This is a genomic window from Paenibacillus antri (genome assembly GCF_005765165.1).
In the GTDB taxonomy this organism is placed as follows: Bacteria; Bacillota; Bacilli; order Paenibacillales; family YIM-B00363; genus Paenibacillus_AE; species Paenibacillus_AE antri.
Genome location: NZ_VCIW01000005.1, coordinates 14,527 through 36,970 on the forward strand (window position 1 = coordinate 14,527; position 22,444 = coordinate 36,970).

At 54.9% G+C, this 22,444-nt stretch carries 34 protein-coding genes; 32 read left to right on the forward strand and 2 right to left on the reverse strand.

The window, feature by feature from the left end; all coding sequences use genetic code 11:
• The first annotated feature begins 4 nt into the window (after positions 1-4).
• The 27 genes from FE782_RS09550 to FE782_RS09680 all read left to right on the forward strand — a co-directional run bounded on the left by FE782_RS09550 (position 5) and on the right by FE782_RS09680 (position 16,134).
• Positions 5-544 carry an HD domain-containing protein gene (locus FE782_RS09550; RefSeq protein WP_138193868.1) on the forward strand — a complete coding sequence of 180 codons (540 nt, stop codon included), beginning with the start codon at positions 5-7 and terminating at the stop codon, positions 542-544.
• 56 nt (positions 545-600) lie between these two features.
• Positions 601-1,107: a GNAT family N-acetyltransferase gene (locus FE782_RS09555; RefSeq protein ID WP_138193869.1), complete on the forward strand. Its 507-nt coding sequence runs from the start codon at positions 601-603 to the stop codon at positions 1,105-1,107.
• 41 nt (positions 1,108-1,148) lie between these two features.
• The gene (locus tag FE782_RS09560; RefSeq protein ID WP_138193870.1) at positions 1,149-1,472 is read left to right on the forward strand and encodes a DUF3221 domain-containing protein; all 324 of its coding nucleotides are present in this window, start codon (positions 1,149-1,151) and stop codon (positions 1,470-1,472) included.
• A 67-nt stretch (positions 1,473-1,539) separates the two neighbouring features.
• The gene (locus FE782_RS09565) at positions 1,540-2,004 is read left to right on the forward strand and encodes a GNAT family N-acetyltransferase (protein ID WP_138193871.1); all 465 of its coding nucleotides are present in this window, start codon (positions 1,540-1,542) and stop codon (positions 2,002-2,004) included.
• 71 nt (positions 2,005-2,075) lie between these two features.
• Positions 2,076-2,738 carry an HAD family hydrolase gene (locus tag FE782_RS09570; protein WP_138193872.1) on the forward strand — a complete coding sequence of 221 codons (663 nt, stop codon included), beginning with the start codon at positions 2,076-2,078 and terminating at the stop codon, positions 2,736-2,738.
• 225 nt (positions 2,739-2,963) lie between these two features.
• On the forward strand, positions 2,964-3,725 hold the full coding sequence (locus FE782_RS09575; protein WP_138193873.1) for an SDR family NAD(P)-dependent oxidoreductase: 762 nt from the start codon (positions 2,964-2,966) through the stop codon (positions 3,723-3,725).
• A complete protein-coding gene (locus FE782_RS09580; RefSeq protein ID WP_138193874.1) occupies positions 3,688-4,332 on the forward strand; it encodes a pyridoxamine 5'-phosphate oxidase family protein in 645 nt (214 codons plus the stop codon). The genes FE782_RS09575 and FE782_RS09580 overlap by 38 nt, the downstream gene beginning before the upstream one ends.
• A gap of 25 nt (positions 4,333-4,357) precedes the next feature.
• Positions 4,358-4,627: a hypothetical protein gene (locus tag FE782_RS09585; RefSeq protein ID WP_138193875.1), complete on the forward strand. Its 270-nt coding sequence runs from the start codon at positions 4,358-4,360 to the stop codon at positions 4,625-4,627.
• A gap of 97 nt (positions 4,628-4,724) precedes the next feature.
• Complete coding sequence (locus tag FE782_RS09590) at positions 4,725-5,303, forward strand: histidine phosphatase family protein (RefSeq protein ID WP_238392406.1); 579 nt, start codon at positions 4,725-4,727, stop codon at positions 5,301-5,303.
• A 2-nt stretch (positions 5,304-5,305) separates the two neighbouring features.
• Entirely contained in the window at positions 5,306-6,241 is a 936-nt protein-coding gene (locus FE782_RS09595; RefSeq protein ID WP_138193876.1) for an acetamidase/formamidase family protein, read from the forward strand.
• Between the two features lie 104 nt (positions 6,242-6,345).
• Positions 6,346-7,467, forward strand: a complete 1,122-nt coding sequence (locus FE782_RS09600) for a glycoside hydrolase family 88 protein (RefSeq protein WP_138193877.1) — start codon at positions 6,346-6,348, stop codon at positions 7,465-7,467.
• Positions 7,468-7,613: 146 nt separating this feature from the next.
• Positions 7,614-8,144 (forward strand): hypothetical protein, encoded by a 531-nt coding sequence (locus tag FE782_RS09605; RefSeq protein WP_138193878.1) that lies wholly within the window; start codon positions 7,614-7,616, stop codon positions 8,142-8,144.
• 38 nt (positions 8,145-8,182) lie between these two features.
• Positions 8,183-8,644 carry a DinB family protein gene (locus FE782_RS09610; RefSeq protein ID WP_158299325.1) on the forward strand — a complete coding sequence of 154 codons (462 nt, stop codon included), beginning with the start codon at positions 8,183-8,185 and terminating at the stop codon, positions 8,642-8,644.
• A 49-nt stretch (positions 8,645-8,693) separates the two neighbouring features.
• Positions 8,694-9,245 (forward strand): DUF6886 family protein, encoded by a 552-nt coding sequence (locus tag FE782_RS09615; RefSeq protein WP_138193880.1) that lies wholly within the window; start codon positions 8,694-8,696, stop codon positions 9,243-9,245.
• A 23-nt stretch (positions 9,246-9,268) separates the two neighbouring features.
• Entirely contained in the window at positions 9,269-9,694 is a 426-nt protein-coding gene (locus tag FE782_RS09620) for a GNAT family N-acetyltransferase (RefSeq protein WP_138193881.1), read from the forward strand.
• 25 nt (positions 9,695-9,719) lie between these two features.
• Positions 9,720-10,181: an NUDIX hydrolase gene (locus FE782_RS09625; RefSeq protein ID WP_138193882.1), complete on the forward strand. Its 462-nt coding sequence runs from the start codon at positions 9,720-9,722 to the stop codon at positions 10,179-10,181.
• Positions 10,178-10,489, forward strand: a complete 312-nt coding sequence (locus FE782_RS09630; RefSeq protein WP_138193883.1) for an antibiotic biosynthesis monooxygenase family protein — start codon at positions 10,178-10,180, stop codon at positions 10,487-10,489. The genes FE782_RS09625 and FE782_RS09630 overlap by 4 nt, the downstream gene beginning before the upstream one ends.
• Positions 10,486-10,944, forward strand: a complete 459-nt coding sequence (locus tag FE782_RS09635) for a GNAT family N-acetyltransferase (RefSeq protein WP_138193884.1) — start codon at positions 10,486-10,488, stop codon at positions 10,942-10,944. The genes FE782_RS09630 and FE782_RS09635 overlap by 4 nt, the downstream gene beginning before the upstream one ends.
• 103 nt (positions 10,945-11,047) lie before the next feature.
• On the forward strand, positions 11,048-11,422 hold the full coding sequence (locus tag FE782_RS09640) for a glyoxalase superfamily protein (protein ID WP_138193885.1): 375 nt from the start codon (positions 11,048-11,050) through the stop codon (positions 11,420-11,422).
• Entirely contained in the window at positions 11,419-11,856 is a 438-nt protein-coding gene (locus tag FE782_RS09645; RefSeq protein WP_138193886.1) for an SRPBCC domain-containing protein, read from the forward strand. Before FE782_RS09640 ends, FE782_RS09645 begins: the two co-directional genes overlap by 4 nt.
• Positions 11,853-12,401, forward strand: coding sequence for a GNAT family N-acetyltransferase (locus FE782_RS09650; protein WP_138193887.1), 549 nt, complete (start codon positions 11,853-11,855; stop codon positions 12,399-12,401). The genes FE782_RS09645 and FE782_RS09650 overlap by 4 nt, the downstream gene beginning before the upstream one ends.
• Positions 12,402-12,423: 22 nt before the next feature.
• Positions 12,424-12,969, forward strand: coding sequence for a GrpB family protein (locus tag FE782_RS09655; protein WP_238392407.1), 546 nt, complete (start codon positions 12,424-12,426; stop codon positions 12,967-12,969).
• Positions 12,969-13,355: a DUF5071 domain-containing protein gene (locus FE782_RS09660; protein WP_158299326.1), complete on the forward strand. Its 387-nt coding sequence runs from the start codon at positions 12,969-12,971 to the stop codon at positions 13,353-13,355. Before FE782_RS09655 ends, FE782_RS09660 begins: the two co-directional genes overlap by 1 nt.
• Positions 13,356-13,469: 114 nt before the next feature.
• A complete protein-coding gene (murI, locus tag FE782_RS09665; protein ID WP_138193890.1) occupies positions 13,470-14,267 on the forward strand; it encodes a glutamate racemase in 798 nt (265 codons plus the stop codon).
• Positions 14,264-15,022 (forward strand): class I SAM-dependent methyltransferase, encoded by a 759-nt coding sequence (locus FE782_RS09670; RefSeq protein WP_138193891.1) that lies wholly within the window; start codon positions 14,264-14,266, stop codon positions 15,020-15,022. The genes murI and FE782_RS09670 overlap by 4 nt, the downstream gene beginning before the upstream one ends.
• Before the next feature lie 12 nt (positions 15,023-15,034).
• Positions 15,035-15,439, forward strand: a complete 405-nt coding sequence (locus tag FE782_RS09675; protein WP_138193892.1) for a RidA family protein — start codon at positions 15,035-15,037, stop codon at positions 15,437-15,439.
• A gap of 5 nt (positions 15,440-15,444) precedes the next feature.
• A complete protein-coding gene (locus FE782_RS09680) occupies positions 15,445-16,134 on the forward strand; it encodes a DUF6483 family protein (RefSeq protein ID WP_138193893.1) in 690 nt (229 codons plus the stop codon).
• Here the strand turns inward: FE782_RS09680 and FE782_RS09685 are convergent.
• Together FE782_RS09685 and FE782_RS09690 are read right to left on the reverse strand one after the other, a co-directional pair.
• The gene (locus FE782_RS09685) at positions 16,097-16,429 is read right to left on the reverse strand and encodes a thioredoxin family protein (RefSeq protein ID WP_138193894.1); all 333 of its coding nucleotides are present in this window, start codon (positions 16,427-16,429) and stop codon (positions 16,097-16,099) included. The genes FE782_RS09680 and FE782_RS09685 overlap by 38 nt on opposite strands.
• Complete coding sequence (locus FE782_RS09690) at positions 16,426-16,800, reverse strand: MerR family transcriptional regulator (RefSeq protein WP_138193895.1); 375 nt, start codon at positions 16,798-16,800, stop codon at positions 16,426-16,428. Before FE782_RS09690 ends, FE782_RS09685 begins: the two co-directional genes overlap by 4 nt.
• A 212-nt stretch (positions 16,801-17,012) precedes the next feature.
• Between FE782_RS09690 and rimP the strand changes: the two genes are divergently transcribed.
• Genes rimP through infB form a run of 5 tightly spaced genes read left to right on the forward strand, consistent with a single transcriptional unit; the run spans position 17,013 to position 22,439 of the window.
• Positions 17,013-17,486, forward strand: a complete 474-nt coding sequence (gene rimP / locus FE782_RS09695; RefSeq protein WP_138193896.1) for a ribosome maturation factor RimP — start codon at positions 17,013-17,015, stop codon at positions 17,484-17,486.
• A gap of 34 nt (positions 17,487-17,520) precedes the next feature.
• Positions 17,521-18,615: a transcription termination factor NusA gene (nusA, locus tag FE782_RS09700; RefSeq protein ID WP_138193897.1), complete on the forward strand. Its 1,095-nt coding sequence runs from the start codon at positions 17,521-17,523 to the stop codon at positions 18,613-18,615.
• Between the two features lie 28 nt (positions 18,616-18,643).
• On the forward strand, positions 18,644-18,976 hold the full coding sequence (gene rnpM / locus FE782_RS09705; protein WP_138193898.1) for an RNase P modulator RnpM: 333 nt from the start codon (positions 18,644-18,646) through the stop codon (positions 18,974-18,976).
• A complete protein-coding gene (locus FE782_RS09710) occupies positions 18,973-19,302 on the forward strand; it encodes a L7Ae/L30e/S12e/Gadd45 family ribosomal protein (RefSeq protein ID WP_138193899.1) in 330 nt (109 codons plus the stop codon). The genes rnpM and FE782_RS09710 overlap by 4 nt, the downstream gene beginning before the upstream one ends.
• The gene (gene infB / locus FE782_RS09715) at positions 19,299-22,439 is read left to right on the forward strand and encodes a translation initiation factor IF-2 (protein ID WP_138193900.1); all 3,141 of its coding nucleotides are present in this window, start codon (positions 19,299-19,301) and stop codon (positions 22,437-22,439) included. The genes FE782_RS09710 and infB overlap by 4 nt, the downstream gene beginning before the upstream one ends.
• Positions 22,440-22,444: the final 5 nt, after the last annotated feature.

A 22,444-nucleotide genomic window follows, 5' to 3' on the forward strand; every position in this document is an offset into this window, starting at 1 on the left:
TGGAGTGATACAAGAAGAACAACTAATCGATTTCGTTACTCCGTATTATATTGACAAGGATATTATGCATGATCTCAGTCATATAAGAAGAGTTGTTCAATCTGCGAAAAAGCTATTCAAATATTATCCTTCAGCGAATGAGGAAATTATTATTTTAGCGGCACATTTTCATGGGTTTATATACAAAGATGAAGCGGCAATTCGTCAGTTTCTGTCTGATCGAAATGTTGAAGAAAGCCTCGTTGATTTCATATGTAAGGTTGCTTGGGAGTCCCAAAAAGATGAAGAAGCTCAATCTCTTGAAGGACGAATCCTTCACGATGCTCATTTAATAGAAGGCGGAAAGACTTACATCATCGTAAAGTGTCTAGTAACCGGAACGGCAAGGGGACAAACACTAGAGGAAACTATAGATATCATCGAACAAAGAATACTCGGAAGATTTCATTGCTATTTACCGGAAGCTAAAGAGATTTATAAAGAAATGCATGATTTTGCGGAACAATTTATTAGGGATTTGAAAGCAGGACTCGAAGAGGCGTAGCTAGCGTAGCAGCTGCCGACCTCGGTCCGCGGAGCGATTCGATGGGAGGCGATTTTGTGGAAGTTGTTATTAAAAGGCTGGACTCAGAAGAATTACTGAACTTGTGGAAGCTGGCGTTTCAAGTACAAAAGATTTATCGAACCGACGATTATTATTTTCGGTGTCTTGAAGAAAATAAATCAGGAACCAGGGTGACGTTATTTGCTAGTATAGGAGACTCGATCGCCGGGTGCGCTCATCTGAAGTATAAATCCGAGTACCCTCATTTTTACGAACAGGGAATCCCGGAAATCAATGATCTTAATGTTTTCCCTGAGTTTAGGCGTAGAGGAATCGCGAATAGGCTCTTGGAGGAGTTCGAAAGAATCGTTAGAAAAGGCCATAAAAGAATCGGAATTGGAGTCGGGTTGTATCGCGATTACGGCGCGGCTCAAAGAATTTATTGTAGAAGAGGATATATTCCTGACGGGAATGGGCTCGTGTACAACAATGTAGAAGTAGAACCAGGGACAACAGTTCAAGTCGATGACGATTTGAACTTGTATTTTATCAAACAATTGTAGGTTAGGGGGTGGAATCTATTCTTTTATGTAAAAGGATAATCTTGATTGCACTCATGTCTCTCTTTTTCGTTGGATGTTCCGGCGGTGAATCCGACTTTACGGGATATGTGTTAGACGTAGACCAAGAAAGGAATAGATTATTGGTTGTGAGTGGAATAAGCAAGGAAGAGATCCTTGAAATACAGACCGTTGATTTTGCGGTGCTGGATCGATTAGAAGAGGCGTACTGGGTAAGCGGTAAAAACCCAGGCAATATCAAGAAGGGAGATTACATAGAAGTTTGGTTTAGGGGGGACATAGCGACTTCGTTTCCCGCTCAAGCGGAAGCAAAGAGAATAGTGACGCTGGAACGGAATCAGCAGTGAAGGTTTGGATTGAACGAATCGTAGATGAACGCGATATAGGGGTCGAAAAACTGTAGGGGGTACTAACATGGAGATCGTAAAAACTTTAGACCATGAGATCATCGCTCGCTTAAATAAAGATGTCCATGATATCCATGTTTTGTTATACCCGGAGTACTTTAAGAAATACGAATATGAATCTATAAGTGGATTTTTCAAGAAAATCGTGAATAATCCTAATTATGATTTTCTGGTGATCAAGGGTGAACTCGAATATTTCGGGTATGCCTGGATTGAGGAAAAGGAAATAGCGGAAAGTGTGTTCATGAAGGCACACAAATTTATTTTCGTACATCAACTGAGCACTCAAAATGATTACAGACATCAGGGGCTCGGATCGCAACTTATGAACAAAATTGAAGATATCGCAAGAGAAAGAGGGATACAGAAGATTCAGTTAGATTACTGGAGCAATAATGTAATGGCACGAGAATTTTACGAGAAGAAGGGATATTCAGTTTATAGAGAATTTATTTACAAGAATCTTGAATGATCTAGGGTATCAGGTAGGAACTCATCTCGATGCAGAAGAAATCCGGAAGAAACGGCGAGCGGGAGGGTACTATGACGAACATCAAAGCGGTACTTTTTGATCTAGATAATACCATATTAGATCGAAGTAAAACATTTAGAAATTTCACTCTTTCATTTGTGAATACATATTTCAATCATGTAGAAATTACTGATCATCTAGTACGTAGAATCGTTGAGTTAGATCAAGACGGGTATAAAGACAAGGCAGAATTATTCGAAGAACTCATCGTTGAACTTCCTTGGAAAATAAGTCCTGAGTTGCCCGAATTAATGGAGTATTATGAGCTGCATTATGTACGAAATGCAACCTTGATGGAGCAAGCCCAAGAAGTTGTTCAGCATATAAAATCAAAATATAAAACGGGCTTAATCACGAATGGGAGAACCTTGATCCAGTACGGAAAAATCGACCGCATCGGATTGCGGAACGAATTCGATCTAATAGTAGTGTCAGAAGAAGTAGGCATTAAAAAACCGAATCCACAAATTTTCAAGATGGCTTTAGAAAGATTAGAGGTAAACCCGGAAGAATGCATTTACATAGGAGATCATCCAACGAACGATATTGAGGGAGCCGGCAAGGCAGGAATGAAAACCATCTGGATGCAGGTGAATCAACCATGGAACCCGGGGTTGACTATCAAACCCAATTATGAAATCAAACGATTAGGGGAATTGTTGGCGCTGCTCTAACGCAAAATCATAACCCGGAGTTATAGATCATGCTGAAGTTTAATCCTAGGGAATCCGCATTACGCGAAGTGAAAGAAGATATGATGTTCCAATGAAATCGGATGAAGGAACGATCAATTGGTAAAAGATGGGTTTTTCAAAATTAATGAAGCGATTGAAAACGTAAGAGATGACGATCAAATCGAGGAGTTGTTATTTTCAAGAATTTAGAATGGAAGTGATGCTATGGCCGGTAATTACTACATCATAACGGGAGCATCTAGAGGTCTCGGCGAATCTCTGACCAGACGGTTGTTGCAGGAGGATCATGTAGTTTATGGTTTATCGAGAACCGAGAACAGAGAAGTTGCAGCGTTCGCTCGAAGCGGAGGGTTTAAGTACCGGTATCGCCCTGTCGATCTAGCGTTTCCGGAAGAGGCTAGTAAAGTGTTGCATGAAATCCTCTCCGATATCCCATCGGCGGAAGCGGGAACGATCTCGTTGATCAATAATGCCGCGACCGTGTCTCCCCTTACGGATTTATCGAGTTGCTCGGATGAAGATATCGTCAGGAATATAAATATAAACTTTACTTCTCCCGTTGTACTCCAATCTACTTTCCTTAGAATGACTTCGGACAGCGTGAAAAAGCGGATGGTCGTGAATATCACTTCAGCTTCGGCGCAGTTCCCTGCCGGCGGCATGAGCTTGTATTGCTCGGCGAAAGCCGGGTTGGACATGCTTACGAAATGCGCCGCTTTGGAGCAAGTCGGGGAAAATCCAGTAAAGATTATTGCGGTCGACCCCGGAATGATGGACACCTCCATGCAATCGACTGCAAGGGAAGCGAATATCGGACTATCGGATTACTTCAAAGCACAGAAGCTCGAAGGGAAATTGAAGGGGACAGACGCAGTAGCTAAGGAAATCATATCCTTATTAGGTAGGTACTTATTGGAATATAGAGGAGATGGAGAACATATTCAAAAATCGAATCGAATCGATTGACGAGCTAGAAATCCTTCGTTCCGAAATAGGGTATCCTAGCAAATTCGCGGCGATTAAGGTCGTTCATTCGTTGGATATTCATAGTATAGATTTTATTCGAAAGTCCCCTTTCATCGTAATAGCGACTTCGAATCAGGAAGGGGAATGCGATGCATCTCCGAGAGGGGATGCAGCAGGCTTCGTACATATCATCGACGAGAAACATATATTCATACCGGAGAGACCGGGGAATAAACGGATGGACTCCATCAGGAATATTTTGACGAATCCCAACGTTGGGATCATCTTTATGATTCCCGGGATGGAAGAGACCTTCCGTGTGAACGGCAAAGCATGCGTAAGCCGAGATCAAGAGCTTCTCGATAAAACCGCCGCGAACGGAAAGCTTCCGCTCCTGGGCATCGGCGTTGCGATCGAAGAATGCTTCATGCATTGCGGGAAGGCTTTCAAGCGTTCCGGATTGTGGGATCCAGGGCGATGGTTGCCCAGGAGCGACGTGCCTTCCGCTGCTAGAATCATTGCCGCGCATGTAGGCGATAAAATACAAATTACCGAAGAGGAAGTCGAACAATCGTTAAACGAAAGCTATACCAAGCGATTATATTAACTCCATAGGTAGGAGGCGATCGAACATGCCTATCGTTGACCGTTACGATCCCAACACTGAATCGGGTTTGGGCTATAAGTTATTTATTCCCAAAGTCCTTGCCGAACGAGGGTTTCCCTTTCATCTTATTTCTTCATGGGATAAAAAAAAGGGGGAACGACTTGAGCTTATTGAACGGATATGGACTTCCGGCGTTCGCGGAGCGAACGGAAGACTTTCCTTTTCTCGTCATGGCGCCTCAGTGCCCTTCGGATACGCTAGTGTCTCCGGAGTTTACGAGATATCCCGGGCTTAAGCATTCTATTATGGAGGAAACGTTCTCTAACCCCGAGTTGTTCGAATGGCTGTTGAAGCACTACCGATAACGAAACGAAGGAGAAGATGACGAAAAGATGAGCATAACCCAAATCTATATGATTCGGCATGCGGAATCCCCATTCGTATTCGGCGAAGAACGATCGAGAGGCTTGTCGGAGGAAGGGTTCGAAGCAGCGAAGAAAGTCGCGGATCGATTAGAGTCGGAACCGATTCACAGCATTGTTTCAAGCAACTACGTTAGGGCGAAACAGACGGTGCAGCGGTTAGCGGAGCGTAAGAACTTGCCGATCGTCGAATACGAGGAGCTGCGGGAGAGACCCATCAAAGGGTTGGATTATCAAGCGCCATGGGAGGAGCTGCTCGCCGCGATCGAGAAGTCGTTCGAGGATCCGGACTTTGCGCTGGAAGGCGGTGAATCTACGAGACAGGCGCAAGAGAGGGCGATTCCCGTCGTTCGAACACTGCTCAAAGAATACGAGGGGAAGAGCGTCGCGATCGGCACGCACGGGAACATCATGACCATCATGATGAATTATTTCGATCCTTCCTATGGATTCGAGTTCTGGAATCGTACCTCGAAGCCGGATATTTATAGGATGACGTTCGTTGACGGACGATTGGACAAGATCGACCGATTGTGGGAGGAGGTCTGACGATGGCGACGCACCGGATTGAATTGTCGCAGCAATCGCTTATCGGTTCGTTCACGAGAGAAGCGCCTCCGATCATCTCCGTATCGTCCGGCGACACGATTCGTTTCGAGACGCTGGATGCAGGTTGGGGGACGGGAGGGAGCAATACGGATCGGAGGAAGCCATTTCCCAGAAGGGAAAAGGTCGACGGCGGTCATGCGTTAATCGGTCCGATCTTTATTGAAGACGCGAGGCAGGGGGATACGCTGGAAATTCAATTCAATGAAATCATCCCAGGATCCTATGGATTTACCTCCGCCGGCCAATACCCGAACTGGCAAAATCGGATGCTGCAGCTCACCGACTACGAGGAAATCATCCTTGACTGGAAACTGGACAACGCGACGATGACGGGCGCTTGCGACATCAACGGGAAAGCCTTCGCGGTATCGTTACGACCTTTCATGGGCGTCGTCGGCATGCCTCCGGAAGACACGGGAATTCATCCGACTTGGCCTCCCCGGTTTTGCGGCGGCAATATCGATTGCAAAGAGCTCGTGAAAGGAAGCAAGTTGTACTTGCCCGTCCCCGTCGACGGGGCTTATCTGGCGATCGGCGACGGACACGCGGTACAGGGCGACGGGGAAATCAGCTGTCAGGCGATCGAATGTCCTATGGAGGCGGTTGAGATCACGGTTCGTGTCATGAAAGGCGCGCCTCTGACGAATCCCCGGGCGAATACGCCGGCGGGATGGATTACGTTCGGCTTTCACGAGGATCTCGACGAAGCGACCGTACAAGCGCTGGACGGGATGCTGCATTTGATGGGCGAGTTATACGGTCTGAACCGGGTGGAGGCGATGGCGTTAGGGAGTTCGGTCGTCGATTTACGCATCACGCAGATCGTGAACGGGGTGAAGGGCGTTCACGCTTGCTTGCCGCATGGGATCTTGAAGTAATTCGAGATCGCATCAGAGCTACATTTTCAGACAACCTAACGTAAATATTTCTCCGAACCGTTTGATACACTGGATGCAATTGACGGTAAGGGAGAGAGAGTCGCATGTGGAAGGCAGCGATCGAGGACGCGGTAGCGAAGACGAGAGTCAATATGGAGCGGTTCGGGGATCGGTTCCCTCATGTCAGCAAGGACGACCAGTACCTGCTGAACGATAATACCGATTGGACGGACGGTTTTTGGTCGGGGATCCTATGGCTCTGTTACGAATATACGGGGGAGAGGGAGTTCCGCGATGCCGCCGCTCGGACAGTGGAGAGCTTCCGCCGGCGGTTGGAGCGGCATATTTCCTTGGATCACCATGATATCGGCTTCCTCTATTCGCTTTCGTCGAAGGCGCAATGGATGATCGAGAAGGACGAAGCGGCGAAGACATTGACGCTTCAAGCGGCCGATACGCTGATGAGGCGCTGGCGGCCGAAGACGCAAATCCTTCAAGCATGGGGTCCCGAAGGCGACGAGCAGAACGGCGGGCGCATTATTATCGACTGCTTGATGAATTTGCCCTTGCTGTATTGGGCTTACGAGCAGACGGGAGAAAAGAAATACTACGATGTGGCTTTGAAGCATGCCGAGCAAAGCCGGCGGTTCCTCGTTCGCGGCGATGATTCGTCTTATCACACGTTTTATTTCGATCAAGAAACGGGCGAAGCGTTGAAAGGCGGGACGCACCAAGGCTACGCGAACGGTTCGACCTGGACGCGCGGGCAAGCTTGGGGTATCTACGGGTTCGCGTTATCCTCCAAATACACGAACGAACCGTTGTTCCTCGAGACGGCGATTCGGTTGGCGAAATATTTCCTCGAGCGGCTGCCGGAGGACGATGTCGTCTATTGGGATTTCGACGCCCCGGTAACGCCGGAGACGAAACGGGACAGCTCGGCTTCCGCCATCGCGGCCTGCGGAATTTTGCAAATCCTGTCGCAGCTCCCGGCTTCGCATTCCGACCGATCCTGGCTGGAAGCGGGGGCGAATCGTTCCATGAAAGGATTAGTACAATCTTATTCGACGATGTCGAAACCCGACGCGCAGGGGTTCATTGAAAGAGGCTCTTACAGCGTTCGCGGAGGGAATGCGCCGGACGATTATATGATCTGGGGCGACTACTACTACTTAGAAGCGCTCATGCGGCTGGAGAAAGGCCATAAAGGTTATTGGTACGAATAATCGAGCGAGAAGATCCCTGACGGATTAAGAGTCGGGGGTCTTTTTTTCTCCTGACCGAATCGAACAAACATTCTGTATTCGGCAGGAGATAAATGGTATAATCTCCATGGAGATAAGAGAAGATTGCACGCGAGGTTGTGATCCTTATGGAAGATGAAGAATCCAGAGCGAAAAAATTATTTCTTTCGTACCATGGAAGCCACTCCCGAATGTATCGCGAAGGGGACTTGGACGAGTACAAGGGATATAACATCCCGAGGGAAGTCGAAATCGAATGGTGCGAAGAATTCGTCATGAAGCATGCGAAGGAGTTGTCGATTCGAAATTGGGACGCGGCGCTCAATTTAGAAGCGCTCTCTAGAAATTTTCAAGACAGTTCCATTCTCGAGAAGATCGTCTCCTTCGCCGCAAGGAATACGATGAGCGCCGACAGTCTTGTGAAGCTTATGTATGCCGAAAGCATGATCCGTATCATTCAAGCCTGCAAGAAAGCGATCTCAAGAGATCAATTATTCGAAGCGTGCAAGGTAACGGTTCTTCTGCTTGAAAGCATCATGTCTGGACCGTTAGTGCTGGACCCGGGTCATGAGTTATCTCAAGCCTCTATTACAGACAAGAAAGCTTTAAATAGTAGAGCTCTTAAAGGGATCAACGAGATTAGGGGCTTATTAAACTAAATCCGAACCATAGAACGATTCCCAAGGAGGGACAAGATTTGACAGTCAAGAACGAACTATTGAAGGAATTTACGGAATGGAACGCGTTCGTCGACCGGATCGCCGCATTGGACTGGAATCGACCGCTTAGCGAGGGGAAATGGAACATACACGGCGTGGTGAGTCATATCTACTTCTGGGACAACTACTTCCTCAAGGAAGCCATTGAGCCGATCTCGAAGGGCGATCCGGTGACGGTCGTACATCTCGACTACGATGAATTTAATCGCAGCGCCGTCGAATTCGGGAAGTCGCTGCCGAAAGAAGAGCTTATCCGTCTTGCCAAATATGTCCGTAACGAACTCGTTCGCGAAATCGAAGCGCAAGACGAATCGAAGTTTATCGAAGCCTACCCGGATGGAGACGGGAACCCGTTCACGATAGAGACGTACTTGAAGGATTTCGTCGGGCATGACCGGCATCACATGAAGCAGATCGAAGCGTCTGCGGACCGAACTTAAAGCCGTTCCGCGGGTACGGAGCGACACACCGGAGAGGAGGATGCGATTTATGCTTCTGTATCATTTCAGCGAAGAACCTGATATTCAGACGTTCGTTCCGCGCAGAGCGGAGCAGGTGGATGCGTCCTACGAGGTCGTATGGGCGATCGACGAACAACATGCCGTGAATTACTTTTTCCCGAGAGAGTGTCCTCGTATTATTTATCGAAAATCGGAAACGATGAGCGACGAGGATCGGGTGCGCTTCTTCTCCGACACGACCGCCGACACGGTGATCGTCACGGAGAACGCGTGGTGGGACCGTATGAACGAAACCGTCCTGTACCGATATGCGTTCAAAGCGGCGAATTTCGAGCTGTATGACGAGATCGCGGGGTATTACATCGCGAAGACGACCGTGGAGCCGATCGACGTGGAGCCCGTCGGCAATCTGGTGAAACAGATCATGAAACAGGGCGTCGAGCTCCGGTTCACGCCCAGTCTCGTTCCGCTGCGGGAGAAAATTCTGAACTCCACGATCGACGATTTCTCGATGATTCGGTTACGGAACGCGAAGGGGATGCCGGAAGCGGCGGCGTCTCCCACGAGCGGCAACAACTAACGAAACTATTGGAGTGAGCATTCTTGTTGAAACCTATCAATCACCGGGTTCGCGAGCAAGACATCGTCGAGATTTTGGAAACTTGCGTGTTCCCGGACCCGGAGCGGTTGGAACAAGTCGCGGCCGAATACGAAAACAACCCCGAGCTGCGGCTGTACGGATACGAATCCGAAGAAGAAATCGTCGGCGTCATCGGCTTCGAGCGCTTGGACGGCGGAGACGGTCTCTTGATCCGGCATCTGGCCGTCAAGCCGGAATGCAGAGGTGCAGGCTTCGGGCGGGGACAGATTCTGGAGCTGATCGAGATGGCGAAGCCCCGACTCCTCGTTGCGGAGACGGATGAAGAGGCGGTCGAGTTTTACCGCCGGATCGGCTTCGAAATCGAGAGCTTAGGGGAGCGGTATCCCGGCGTGGAACGTTACCGCTGCACGTACCGAACGGCAGAGTGACGGAACCGTCGGGGAAGGGGAAGCAATGGCGGAATATTATAAAGAAGTAAGGAAGCTTGTAGGCCACCGTCCGTTATTGCTGCCGGGGGCGACGGTCGTCATCGCGAACGCGGACGGAGAAGTTCTGTTGCAATCGCGGCATGACGGAACCTGGGGGCTGCCCGGAGGATTAATGGAGTTGGGCGAGTCGTTCGAAGAGACGGCGCGCCGCGAGGTGTACGAGGAGACGGGATTGACGCTGGGCGAGCTGTCGTTGGTCGATGTGTTTTCGGGGAAGGCGTATTATCGGAAAATCGCGAACGGCGACGAGTTTTACGCCGTTACGGCGTTGTTCAAGACGGACCAGTATTCCGGCAGTCTTAAGGTCGATCATGGGGAAACTCGCGATTTGCGATTTTTCGATCTGGACCGACTTCCGCAACCGATCGGTCAAGGCTATGTGGAACATCTAGAAGTATATCGCAATGGTAGGAGGCGGACGACTTGATACTGGAAGCGGCAATGTTGCAAGTGAAACCCGGGATGGACGAGGCGTTCATCGAAAGCTTTAAGAAAGCGTCTCCGATCATCGCCTCTATGAAGGGCTACATCGCCCATGAATTGCAAAAATGCATGGAGGAAGACCATAAATACCTATTGCTCGTAAAATGGGAAACGTTGGAGGATCACACGGTCGGGTTCAGAGGGTCCGAGCAATACGCGGAATGGAAGAAGCTGCTGCACCATTATTACGATCCGTTCCCGACGGTCGAGCATTTTGTTTCCGTTCCGGTCGGCGAGAGGGGATCCGAATGAGCGGGGACGTCGTAGTGCGGCAAGCCGACCTCGCGGACGTTGAGGACGCGGCCGTCCTGTTTGACGAGTACAGACAATTTTATCGACAGAGCTCCGATCTTGCCGGAGCCGTCGCGTACCTTACGGAACGTCTAGAGCGGAAGGAGTCCTCGATTTTCCTCGCTTCGGACGCGAAGAGCGGTCGAATTCTAGGCTTTACGCAGTTGTACCCGTCGTTTTCGTCGATTTCGATGAAGCGGGTTTGGATTCTCAACGACTTGTTCGTGACGGCGGAACATCGAGGAAGAGGCGCGGCGCAGCGTCTGTTGGAACGCGCGAAAGCGCATGCCGCGGAGACGGGGGCGAAAGGGTTGGCGCTTTCGACGGCGGTCGATAATGCGGTCGCCCAACGTCTGTACGAACGGAACGGGTACGTGCGGGAGACGGAATTTATCGATTATTTTCTTTCCATATAGAAGACTGATTGTCGAAAATGAGCGAAACGGATCGCTTACTGCGATTGCTCAGGAAATGAAAGAAGTTCGGTATTTCCCATAACGTTCATGAGGAGGCCCCCGGATGGAGACGCATTCGATCATTCCGATTTTTCGGATGTTCGACGAAGGCAAAGCGAAGCAATTTTACGTTGAGTTCCTAGGCTTTCAGGTGGATTGGGAGCATCGATTCGAGCCGGACCTGCCGTTATATCTTCAGCTCTCCAAGGGAGCGGTGAAGATACACTTGTCCGAGCATTACGGCGATTGCACGCCGGGCGGAGCGATTCGGATCGAGACGACCGGTCTTGAGCAATACCAACGCGAGCTGTTAGAGAAACGATATCCGTACGCCCGTCCGGGGTTGGAATCCGCTCCTTGGGGAGCGAAGGAGCTCCGCCTGTCCGACCCGTTCGGCAACCGCATTGTGTTCTACGAGTGGGAGGTGCCCCAATCATGACAATCGTGGAAAAGGGGAAGACGGCCGGAACCGGATACCAAGTCGGCGTCAGAAGGACGTGGCCCGTCTCGTTGGAGCGCGCCTGGGATTGGCTGATGTCTCCTTCGGGGATGAGCGTGTGGCTCGAGGCGGACGTGCCGGAGCGAGCGGCGGCAGGCGCGGCGTTCGCGACGAGAGACGGCGTGCAATGCGAGGTTCGCGTCGTCAACGAACGGGAGAACGTGCGGCTCCGTTGGCGGAAGCCGGAGTGGGAGCGAGCCTCGACCGTTCAGGTGCGTACGATCGCGGCGTCGCCCGACAAGACGACGATTAGCTTCCACCAAGAACAGCTTGCCGACGCAACGACGAGAGAAGCGATGAAGCGGCATTGGGAAAGCGTCTCCATCCGCGTCGGACAAGCGCTCGCGATGGATGACCGCACGGCGCGGCCATGAACGCATTCGAAATCCGCACTGCGCGGCTGACGCTGCGACCGCTGCAGGAGGACGAAGCGGAGCTGTCTCTAGATTTCGCCGTGCGTAACCGCTCGTTCCTGCAGCCGTGGGAACCGGTTCGGAACACGTTATATTATACGTTGGAGACTCATCGCGACGCGTTGATCGACGAGGCCGCGCAGCGGCGCGAAGGCAGAGCGCTTCGGTTGTGGTTGTTCGAACGCGGTCGGGCGATCGGGAACGCGACGCTCAGCAACATCGTGGGAGGCTGCTTCCAATCTTGCCATCTCGGGTATAAAATGGATGAACGCGAAACCGGTAAAGGGTATATGACGGAAGCGGTCGAAGCGATCGTGCGGGTCGCCTTCGATACGCTTTCGCTGCATCGCATCGAGGCGAACGTCATGCCCCGGAACGCGGCGTCGCTGCGCGTGGTCGAGAAGCTGGGCTTTTATAGGGAAGGTTTGGCGAGGAAGTATTTGAAGATCAATGGCGTATGGGAGGACCATATCCATATGGTGCTTCGGAACGAGAAGCTGGAATAACGAGGATGGGGGCGGTCGCGTCGTGAAGGATCCGATCGAGATCGTGCCGTATTCCCCCGACTGGCCGGAACGCTTCCGAACGATCGGCTCGCAGGTGAGGCGAGCGCTCGACGCGGCGGCGATCCGGATCGACCATATCGGGTCGACCGCGGTACCCGGGCTGGACGCGAAGCCGATCATCGACATCCAAGTGTCCGTCGCGAGCCTGGAGCCGATCGATGCGTATCGGCAACGGATGATCGGCATCGGGTATTCGTGGCGTTCGGACAATCCGGATCGAACGAAGCGATACTTTCGGGAGTCGCCGGAGATGGATCGAACGCATATCCATATGCGCGTCCGGGGCAGCTGGTCGGAGCAGTTCGCGCTGCTGTTCCGCGACTATCTTCGGAATTGCCCCGAGGAAGCGGGAGCGTACGCGGCGATGAAGCGCGAGCAGGCGCAGCGGTTCCGGCTCGATCGCGAATCGTACGTGGAAGCGAAGGAGCCGATGATCTGGGACATCATGCGCAGAGCGTCGCGTTGGAGTCAAGCGACGGGATGGGCGCCGGGGGAGTCGGATATATAATGAACAACGAAGACGAATATTGGCCTCGCAGCGCGGAGGACCGGGAACGATGGGCGTCGCTTCGCGCATGGGAGCCGGAGCGGCTCGAACCGCATATTCCGGCGCTGCTCGCCTGGCTGAAGACGGGAGACGCCGGGAGCGTGGAGGCGGCCGCGGCGCTGCTGCCGTTGGAATACGCGCTCATCGTTCCGATCCGGTCGATCTTGAAGGGCGGCGACGCCCGATGGAAGGCGGCCGTTCTGGAGCGTCTCGTCGCCGATTTACCGAAGGATGTCGCCTTGGAGCTGGCGCCGGACCTGCTGACGCTCGCGATGAGCGAATCGGAAGCCGATGTAGAGGAAGGCGTCGACGAGCTTGCGGAGGAATTGCTATCGCGTTGGCTCTAAGGCGAGACGAGAGGCGAAAGGGTTTTCTCGAGGACGACGCCGGCGGCGGTTGCAAATCGCCCGATTTCGCGTAAAGTAGGGAGAGAGAATTCTGAACGTCGGGGGAACGTTACAATGTCGATCGCGGTATTCGATTCCGGGATGGGCGGGCTCTCGGTGCTGCATGAGGCCAGAGAGCGGTTGCCCGGAGAGAACTTTCTATATTATGCGGATACGCTGCACGTCCCTTATGGAACGAAGCCGAAGGAAGTCGTGAAAGATTGCGTCATGACGTCGATTCGGCACATTATGGAGCAGCCGGAGCGGGTGAACGCGATCGTCATCGCGTGCAATACGGCGACGAGCATCGCCATACAGGACATCCGAGCGGCGTACTCGATCCCCGTCATCGGGATGGAACCGGCGGTGAAGCCGGCCGTCGAGTTGAACCGGAACACCGGGCGCAGGGTGCTCGTTACGGCGACGCCGCTGACGCTTCGGGAGTCGAAGTATCATGAATTGGTTCACCGGGTGGACGATCAAGCGATCGTGGATTCTCTGCCGTTGCCCGGCCTCGTGGAGTTATGCGAAGAGCTTCGGTTCGAGGGCGAGGACGTCGATGCGTACTTCCGCGAGGCGTTCCGCGGCTTCCGATTGGAGGAGTACGGAACGATCGTGCTCGGCTGTACGCATTTCCCGTTTTATCGGAAGGCGCTCGGCGCATTGCTTCCGGATCATATCCGGTTGATCGACGGGAGCCGCGGCACCGTGAAGCGTCTTCAGGAGGTGCTTGGGATGGCGGGGGCGTCGGGAACCGAGCGGGGGGCCGTCCGCTTCGTCAGCTCCGACGGGAGCGAAGCGTACGTCCGGAAGCTGGAGACCGCGCTGGAGCGTTACGCCCGGATGGCCAATGACGAGGAGGGGCGCGCATGAGCGACAGTAAACTGCGATTCAGCGATCGGGTAGAAAACTACGTCCGTTATCGGCCGGGGTATCCGGTCGAAGCGATCGATTTCTTATATGAACGACTCGGATTCGGCGATGCCGGGCTGATCGCGGATATCGGAGCGGGTACGGGAATTTTCACGAAATTGTTGCTGGATCGAGGCAGCTCCGTCGTCGCGGTGGAACCGAATCCGGATATGCGCCGAGCCGCAGAGGCCTCGTTGTCGTCCTACGAACGTTACCGCTCGACGGACGGCTCGGCCGAGGAGACGACGCTGCCGGACGACGCCGTGGACGGCATCGTCTCCGCGCAAGCGTTCCATTGGTTCGATATTCCGCTCGCCAAGCGGGAATTCGGCCGCATCTTGAAGCCGGGCGGGTATACGGCATTGGTCTGGAATCGTAGATTAACCGATACCGGCGACTTCGCGGTCGAGTACGATGCATTGTTAAAGCGCTACGGCCGCGATTACGAGAAGGTAAATCATAAAAACTTGCGGCATGAACATTTCGTATCGTTCTTTAAGGAAGGCGCATACGAGAAGGCCGTCTTCCGACACCGTCAGCCGTACGATCTGGAAGGGTTGAAGGGGCGGACGCTTTCTTCCTCGTATTGCCCGTTGCCGGGGGAGGCGAACTACGAGCCGTTGATGGCGGCGCTGGACGAGTTGTTCGATCGGGCGTCGCAGGACGGGTACATAGCGTTCGAGTACGAGACGGAAGTGTTCTACGGACAAGTTTAGGGAGGCGGTAAGATGGAGGAGCGACGGAGGCGTGTAAGCACGGGTTCCCCTTGGGAGCCGATCGTCGGATACAGCCGCGCGATTCGGGTCGGTTCCGTCATCGAGGTGGCCGGGACGACTGCGATGCAAGACGGCGAAGTCGTCGGGAAGGGCGACGCCTACCTTCAGACGAAGCACATCCTCGGCATCGTGGAACGGTCGCTGCAGGAGCTGGGCGGCAGTCTGGCGGACGTCGTGAGAACCCGGATGTTCGTTACGGATATGACCAAGTGGGAGGAGATCGGCCGCGCGCACGGCGAGGCGTTCCGAGACGTTCGGCCGGTCTCGACGATGGTGGAAGTGAAAGCGCTGATCGATCCGGAGCTGCTTGTCGAGATCGAGGCGCAGGCGATCGTCGACGATCGCCGGAAGGAGTAGCGTTCGTGTTCCAACGAGACGATTATTTGCTCCGGATGATCAGTCAGATGACGGAAGCGTTCGCCGCGGCGATGGGGCTTCGTCAACAGAAGAAGTTCGAAGCCGCTTACGAAGCGCTCGACGATCTATTGCTCCGGTTGTCGCTGCCGAATCGCCGAGTGCTCAAGGGATTGTCCGTCCCCGACGTGATCGACCTGTTGACGCAGCGCGGGGTCGTGAATACGGACAAGCTGATCGGCGTCTCCAAGGTGCTTCGCGAGGAAGCCGGCGTAGCGCGCGACGAGGGCGGGATCGAGGCCGCGTCCGCCTCGCTGAATAAATCGATTCGCATCTATGCCGAAGCGGTTCGGATTTGCCGTACGCAGAGGACGGCGCTGCCGGAGGCGGAACCACTCGGTTCCATGCTTGCGGAGGCAGATCGAAGGGAGCTCGGGGCGGACGAATGCATCGCTTTGGCGTATGCCTTCGAAGCGTACGGCCGATTCGACGAAGCGGAAAGTCGGTGGTTCGACGCGTTGGAGCGCGTTTCGGACGCTGCGTACGCCTCCGCCTACGAGCAGGGGGAGAAGTTTTACGAGCGGTTGCTGCGTATGGACGAAGAGCTTCTGACGCAAGGAGCCCTCCCCGCGGAGGAGGTGCGGGAAGGGCTCGACGATTTTACGAGACGGTTCGCTCCGCCGCGTGCTTCCGAATAACGGCCGCGTACGCCGGCTTCGGGCGAAGGCCGACCAGCTTCTCCAGCGGCTCGCCGGAGCGGAACAGGAACACGGTCGGCATGCCCATGACGCCGAATTCGGAAGCGAGCTCCGGATGGTCGTCGACGTTCACTTGGTAAATCGCGGCGTCGCGTTCCTCCTGCGAGAGCTCCTCGAGAATCGGGAGCAGCGCCTTGCAAGGGGGGCACCACGGCGCCGAGAATTCGATCAGGGTCAGCCCCGGCGCGGCGGCCGCGGCACGGAACGAGTCCGCGGTCAGATGCGGAATACTCATGGGAAATCTCCTTTCGTCGACGCGGAATCGCCGCGTATGGCTTCGATCCGATCGATCAGATTCGATCGGATCGCGGTTAGCGTTGCGATCTGTTCGTCGAGTTCGCGTAATTTGGTTTCGTAGACGGGCATGATTTCGCGGCAGAAGGCTTCTTTATTTTTCATGACGCAATGCAGAAACCCGGCGATCTGTTCGGTCGACAAGCCGAGCTGAAGATAGAGCTGAATCGTCCGTACCTGGTCGACGGCGAACGGGCTGTACTCCCGGTATCCGTTCTCGCCTCGCTCCGGCTGGAGCAAACCTTGCTCTTCGTAATACCGAAGCGAACGTAGACTGACGCCGGTCTTCTTGGACAAATCCCCGATTTTCATGCCGCGATGCCTCCCATGCGATCGTCTTTTCTCATAATAAACCCTACCATTGATGTGAAGGTCAACGATTATTTTCGAAAATGGCCTTTCATCCTCCCTCTTGTGCGCACTTTCCGCTTGTGGTATACTTTTCAAGTGATTATGTCGATACTGCGAACATTGGAGAGTGGGGAAACCCACTCTTTACGTTTTCCTATAGAGGAGGTTCGATTGTGAGCGCATCGGGAGTGCAACAAACGGTTGCCGATATGGTGTCGCCGTTCCTGGACAGGGAGGGCTTCGAGCTTGTCGACGTAGAGTATGTTTCCGAAGGCGGGAACCGCTTTTTGCGGGTGTACGTGGACAAGGAAGGCGGCATCGACATCGACGAGTGCGGACGAGTCAGCGAATATTTAAGCGAACAATTGGATCAGAACGATCCGATTCCGGACGCTTACATACTGGAGGTTTCCTCCCCGGGCGCCGAACGCCCGCTCAAGAAGCCCGAAGATTTCCGCCGGGCGGTCGGCAAGGACGTCTATATTACGACCTACGAGCCGATAGAAGGAATGAAAGAGTTCGAAGGTCCGCTCGTCGCGTACGACGGCGAGACGGTCACGGTGAAGGCGGGCAAAAAGGGCAAAGCGAAGGACGTTACGTTCGGCGCGGATCGGATCGCCAGCGCTCGTTTGACGATTATTTTCTAAAGGTTTGACTCGCGAGAGGGGGAATGACTTTCCAATGAATACGGATTTTATCGAGGCGTTGGCGGAAATCGAGAGGGATAAAGGAATCGGCAAAGAGGTGCTGCTCGAAGCGATCGAAGCGGCCCTCATCTCCAGCTATAAACGGAATTTCAATACGGCGCAGAACGTGCGCGTAGATATCAATCGGTTGACCGGCGTCATCCGCGTCTACGCGCGCAAGACGGTCGTCGACGAGGTGCTCGACCCTCGCATGGAAATCTCGCTTTACGCCGCTAGGGAGATTAACCCGAATTACACGATCGACGACATCGTCGAAATCGAAGTGACGCCGCGCGACTTCGGCCGAATCGCGGCCCAAACCGCGAAGCAGGTCGTTACGCAGCGCATTCGCGAGGCGGAGCGAGGACTTATTTATAACGCATTCGTCGATAAGGAAGAGGACATCGTCACCGGGATCGTACAGCGGCTCGATACGCGCAATTTGTACGTCGATCTCGGGAAGGTCGAGGCGGTCATGCCGCTCGCCGAGATGATGCCGACGGATAAGTTCAAGCTGAACGATCGGATCAAGGGGTACATCACCCGCGTGGAAAACACGACCAAAGGTCCTCAAATCGTATTGTCCCGAACGCATCCCGGTTTGCTGAAACGGCTGTTCGAGCTCGAGGTGCCCGAGATTTACGACGGGGTCGTCGAGATTCGTTCGGTCGCTCGCGAAGCGGGATTCCGTTCGAAAATCGCGGTTCATTCGCGAAACGAGGACGTCGATCCGGTAGGCTCCTGCGTCGGGCCGAAGGGCGCTCGCGTCCAGACGATCGTGAACGAGCTTCGCGGCGAGAAGATCGATATCGTCCGTTGGAGCGAGGACGTGGAGGAGTTCGTCGCGAACGCTCTCAGCCCGTCCAAGGTCGTCGAGGTGAAGGTGCTCGAGGACGAGAAGACGGCGCGCGTCATCGTGCCGGATTATCAACTGTCGCTGGCGATCGGCATCAAGGGGCAGAACGCGAGACTCGCGGCGAAGCTCACCGGCTGGAAGATCGATATCAAGAGCGAGACGCAGGCGGAAGAGGAGTTCGGCCGTCCGCGTACCGACGAAGCGCTGCCGCAAGATTCCGTCAGCTTCGATTAACGAATAACGCCCTAAGGAGGTGATCGTCGTGAGAGTTCGGCGCGTACCGCTGCGGAAATGCGTCGCATGTCAAGAAGGCAAGCCGAAGAAGGAATTGATTCGCGTCGTCCGCACGCCGCAAAGCGAGGTGCTCATCGACATCACCGGCAAGAAGTCCGGCCGGGGCGCGTATTTATGCGGGAAGGTCCGCTGCTTTGCCTTAGCGAAGAAGAGCCGCGCGCTCGATCGGGCGCTGAAGGTGACGGTCGGCGACGAAGTTTACGATACGTTGGCGCAGGAATTCATCCGCGTGGAAGACGAGTTCCGCGCTTATCAAGCGACCTTGCCCGACGACGAGGAAGAAGGCGAACCGACCGGATGAACGACCGGGAACGAACGTTGTCTTATCTCGGACTCGCGCTGCGGGCGGGGAAGCTGGAGAGCGGAGACGAAGGCGTGATGAAGGCGGTTCGCAGCCGCACGGCGCTTCTTGTATTCGTAGCGAACGATGCATCGGATAACGCGAAGAAGAAGTATCGGGATAAGTGCGATTTTTACGGCGTCCCGCTCAACTTCGCGTTCGACCGGCAGGAATTAGGGCGAAGCATCGGTAAAGCGGATCGGGTGGTGGTCGCCGTCACGGATAAGGGATTATCCGAGCTTGTCCGCAAGAGCTTGGCAAATCATGCGGAGGTGGAGTTTCTTTGAGCAAGGCTGATAACAAGTTAAGAGTGTACGAATATGCAAAATCTTTAAACATGAGCAGTAAAGAGATCATCACGATTTTGAAACGGCTGGATTTGCCGGTCAATAATCATATGAGCGTAATGGAAGACAAAGCGGTGCATGCGGTCGAGAAGTTCTTTAAGGACGTCAAGGCGAACGCCGCAGCGAAACGAGCAGCGGAGACCCATGGCCAAGGGTCTGGAGCAAGCAGCGGGGGTGCGTCAGTGGCAACTAGCACGAGAAATCAACCGTCTCGAGGAAGAGACGACAACCGGACGTCGAATGAGCGATCCGGATCGCAGAACGAGCGTACGCAAGGCGAACGCCAACAACAGAACGATCGTCCGCAGGGCGAACGTCAACAGCAGCAGCATGATCGTCCGCAAGGCGACCGTCCGCAAGGCGAGCGCCCGCAAGGGGATCGTCCGCAAGGCGAGCGCCCGCAAGGGGAACGTCCGCAAGGGGAACGTCCGCAGGGAGATCGTCCGCAGGGCGACCGCCCGTACAACAATCGTCCGCAGGGCGATCGTCCGTATAACAACCGTCCGCAGGGCGACCGCCCGTACAATAATCGCCCGCAAGGCGATCGTCCGTACAACAACCGTCCGCAGGGCGACCGTCCGCAAGGCGACCGTCCGCAAGGCGGGTACGGCGGAAACCGTCCGCAAGGCGACCGTCCGCAAGGCGGCGGCTACGGCAACCGTCCGCAGGGCGACCGTCCGCAAGGCGGCGGCTACGGCAATCGTCCGCAGGGCGACCGTCCGCAAGGCGGCGGCTACGGCAATCGTCCGCAGGGCGACCGTCCGCAAGGCGGCGGCTACGGCAATCGTCCGCAGGGCGACCGTCCGCAAGGCGGCGGCTACGGCAACCGTCCGCAGGGCGACCGTCCGCAAGGCGGCGGCTACGGCAATCGTCCGCAGGGCGACCGTCCGCAGGGCGGCGGCTACGGCGGCAACCGTCCGCAAGGCGACCGTCCGCAGGGCGGCGGCTACGGCGGTAACCGTCCGCAAGGCGACCGTCCGCAGGGCGGCGGCTACGGCGGTAACCGTCCGCAAGGCGGCGGCTACGGCAATCGTCCGCAAGGCGGCGGCGGCCCAGGTCGCCCGGGCGGCGGTCGTCCGGGCGGCGGCGGCGGCGGCCGGTTCGGCGGCGCAGCGAAAATTCCGGCGCCTCCGGTCGATAACCGGACGCAGCCGCAACCGACGCGCGAGCGGGATCGCGACAAGGACAAGGAGCGCGATCGCGACCGTACGTCCCGATTCATGGAGGGCGAGTTCAGCGACGGCAAGGGTCGGAACCGGCGGAAGGGCGGCAAGGGCGGCAAGAACAACCGCGCCCAGCAGCCGAATCGTCCGAAGATCGACAATACGCCGAAGAAGATCATCGTCCGCGGCAACATGACGGTCGGCGATGCGGCGAAGCTGCTTCATAAAGACGCTTCCGAAGTCATCAAGAAGCTCCTGTTCATGGGCACGATGGCGACGATCAACCAAGAGATCGACCTCGATATCATTCAACTGCTCGCCGGCGAATTCGGCGTCGAAGTCGAAGTGAAGATCGCGGAAGAGATCGATAACTACGACGAGATCGTCGAGACGGACGACGAAGCGGACTTGGAAGAGCGCCCGCCGGTCGTAACGATCATGGGTCACGTCGACCACGGCAAGACGACGCTGCTCGACGCGATTCGCGAAGCGAACGTCGTCGAAGGCGAAGCCGGCGGCATCACGCAGCATATCGGTGCGTACCAGGTCGAAGTCAACAACCGGAAAATTACGTTCCTCGATACGCCGGGCCACGAAGCGTTCACGTCGATGCGCGCGCGCGGCGCTCAAGTGACGGACATTACGATTCTTGTCGTCGCAGCCGACGACGGCGTCATGCCGCAGACGAAAGAGGCGATCTCGCACGCGAAAGCGGCGAACGTGCCGATCATCGTCGCGGTGAACAAGATCGACAAGCCGGACGCGGATCCGGATAAGATCAAGCAAGCGTTGACGGAGTTCGAGCTCGTGCCGGAAGAGTGGGGCGGCGACACGATCTTCGTGAACATCTCCGCGAAGCAACGCCAGAATCTCGATACGCTGTTGGAGATGATTCTCCTCGTAGCGGACGTGCAAGAATATAAAGCGAACCCGAACAAGCGGGCGCGCGGTACGGTCATCGAAGCCGAGCTCGACAAGGGCAAAGGCGCCGTAGCTCGCGTACTCGTACAGAACGGTACGCTGAAGGTCGGCGACGCGCTTGTCATCGGCAACAGCTTCGGCCGCATTCGGGCGATGGTCAACGATAAGGGCCGCCGCGTGAAGGAAGCCGGGCCGTCGACGCCGGTCGAAATTACCGGTTTGACGGAAGTGCCGCAAGCGGGCGATCCGTTCATGGTGTTCGAGGACGAGCGGAAGGCGCGCGAAATCGCGGAATCCCGGACGTCCAAGCAGCGTCAAGCGGATTTCGGCGCCAACACGAAGGTGACGCTCGACGACTTGTTCAGCAAGATCAAGGAAGGCGATCTGAAGGAGCTGAACGTCATCATCAAAGGCGACGTGCAGGGCTCCGTCGAGGCGTTGAAGGGCTCGCTCGCGAAGATCGACGTGGAAGGCGCGCGCGTACGCATTCTGCATACGGGCGTCGGCGCCATCACCGAATCGGACGTCACGTTCGCATCGGCTTCGAACGCGATCATTATCGGCTTCAACGTTCGTCCGGAGCCGGCCGCGAAAGCGACCGCCGATCAGGAAGGCGTAGACATTCGTCAGCACCGCATCATCTACAACGTGATCGACGAGATCGAATCCGCGATGAAAGGGTTGCTCGACCCGATCTTCAAGGAAGTCGTCATCGGTCAGGCGGAAGTCCGCAACGTATTCAAAATCACGAAAGTGGGCACCATTGCAGGGTGTATGGTCACGCAGGGCAAGATCGCCCGGAACGCCGAAGTGCGCGTCATTCGGGACAGCGTAGTCGTACACGAAGGCAAGCTGGATTCCCTCAAGCGGTTTAAGGACGACGCGAAGGAAGTCGCGCAGGGCTACGAGTGCGGCATCGGCATCGATAAGTTCAACGACGTGAAAGAGGGAGACATCATCGAAGCGTTCGTGATGGAAACCGTAGAGAGGTGATGACG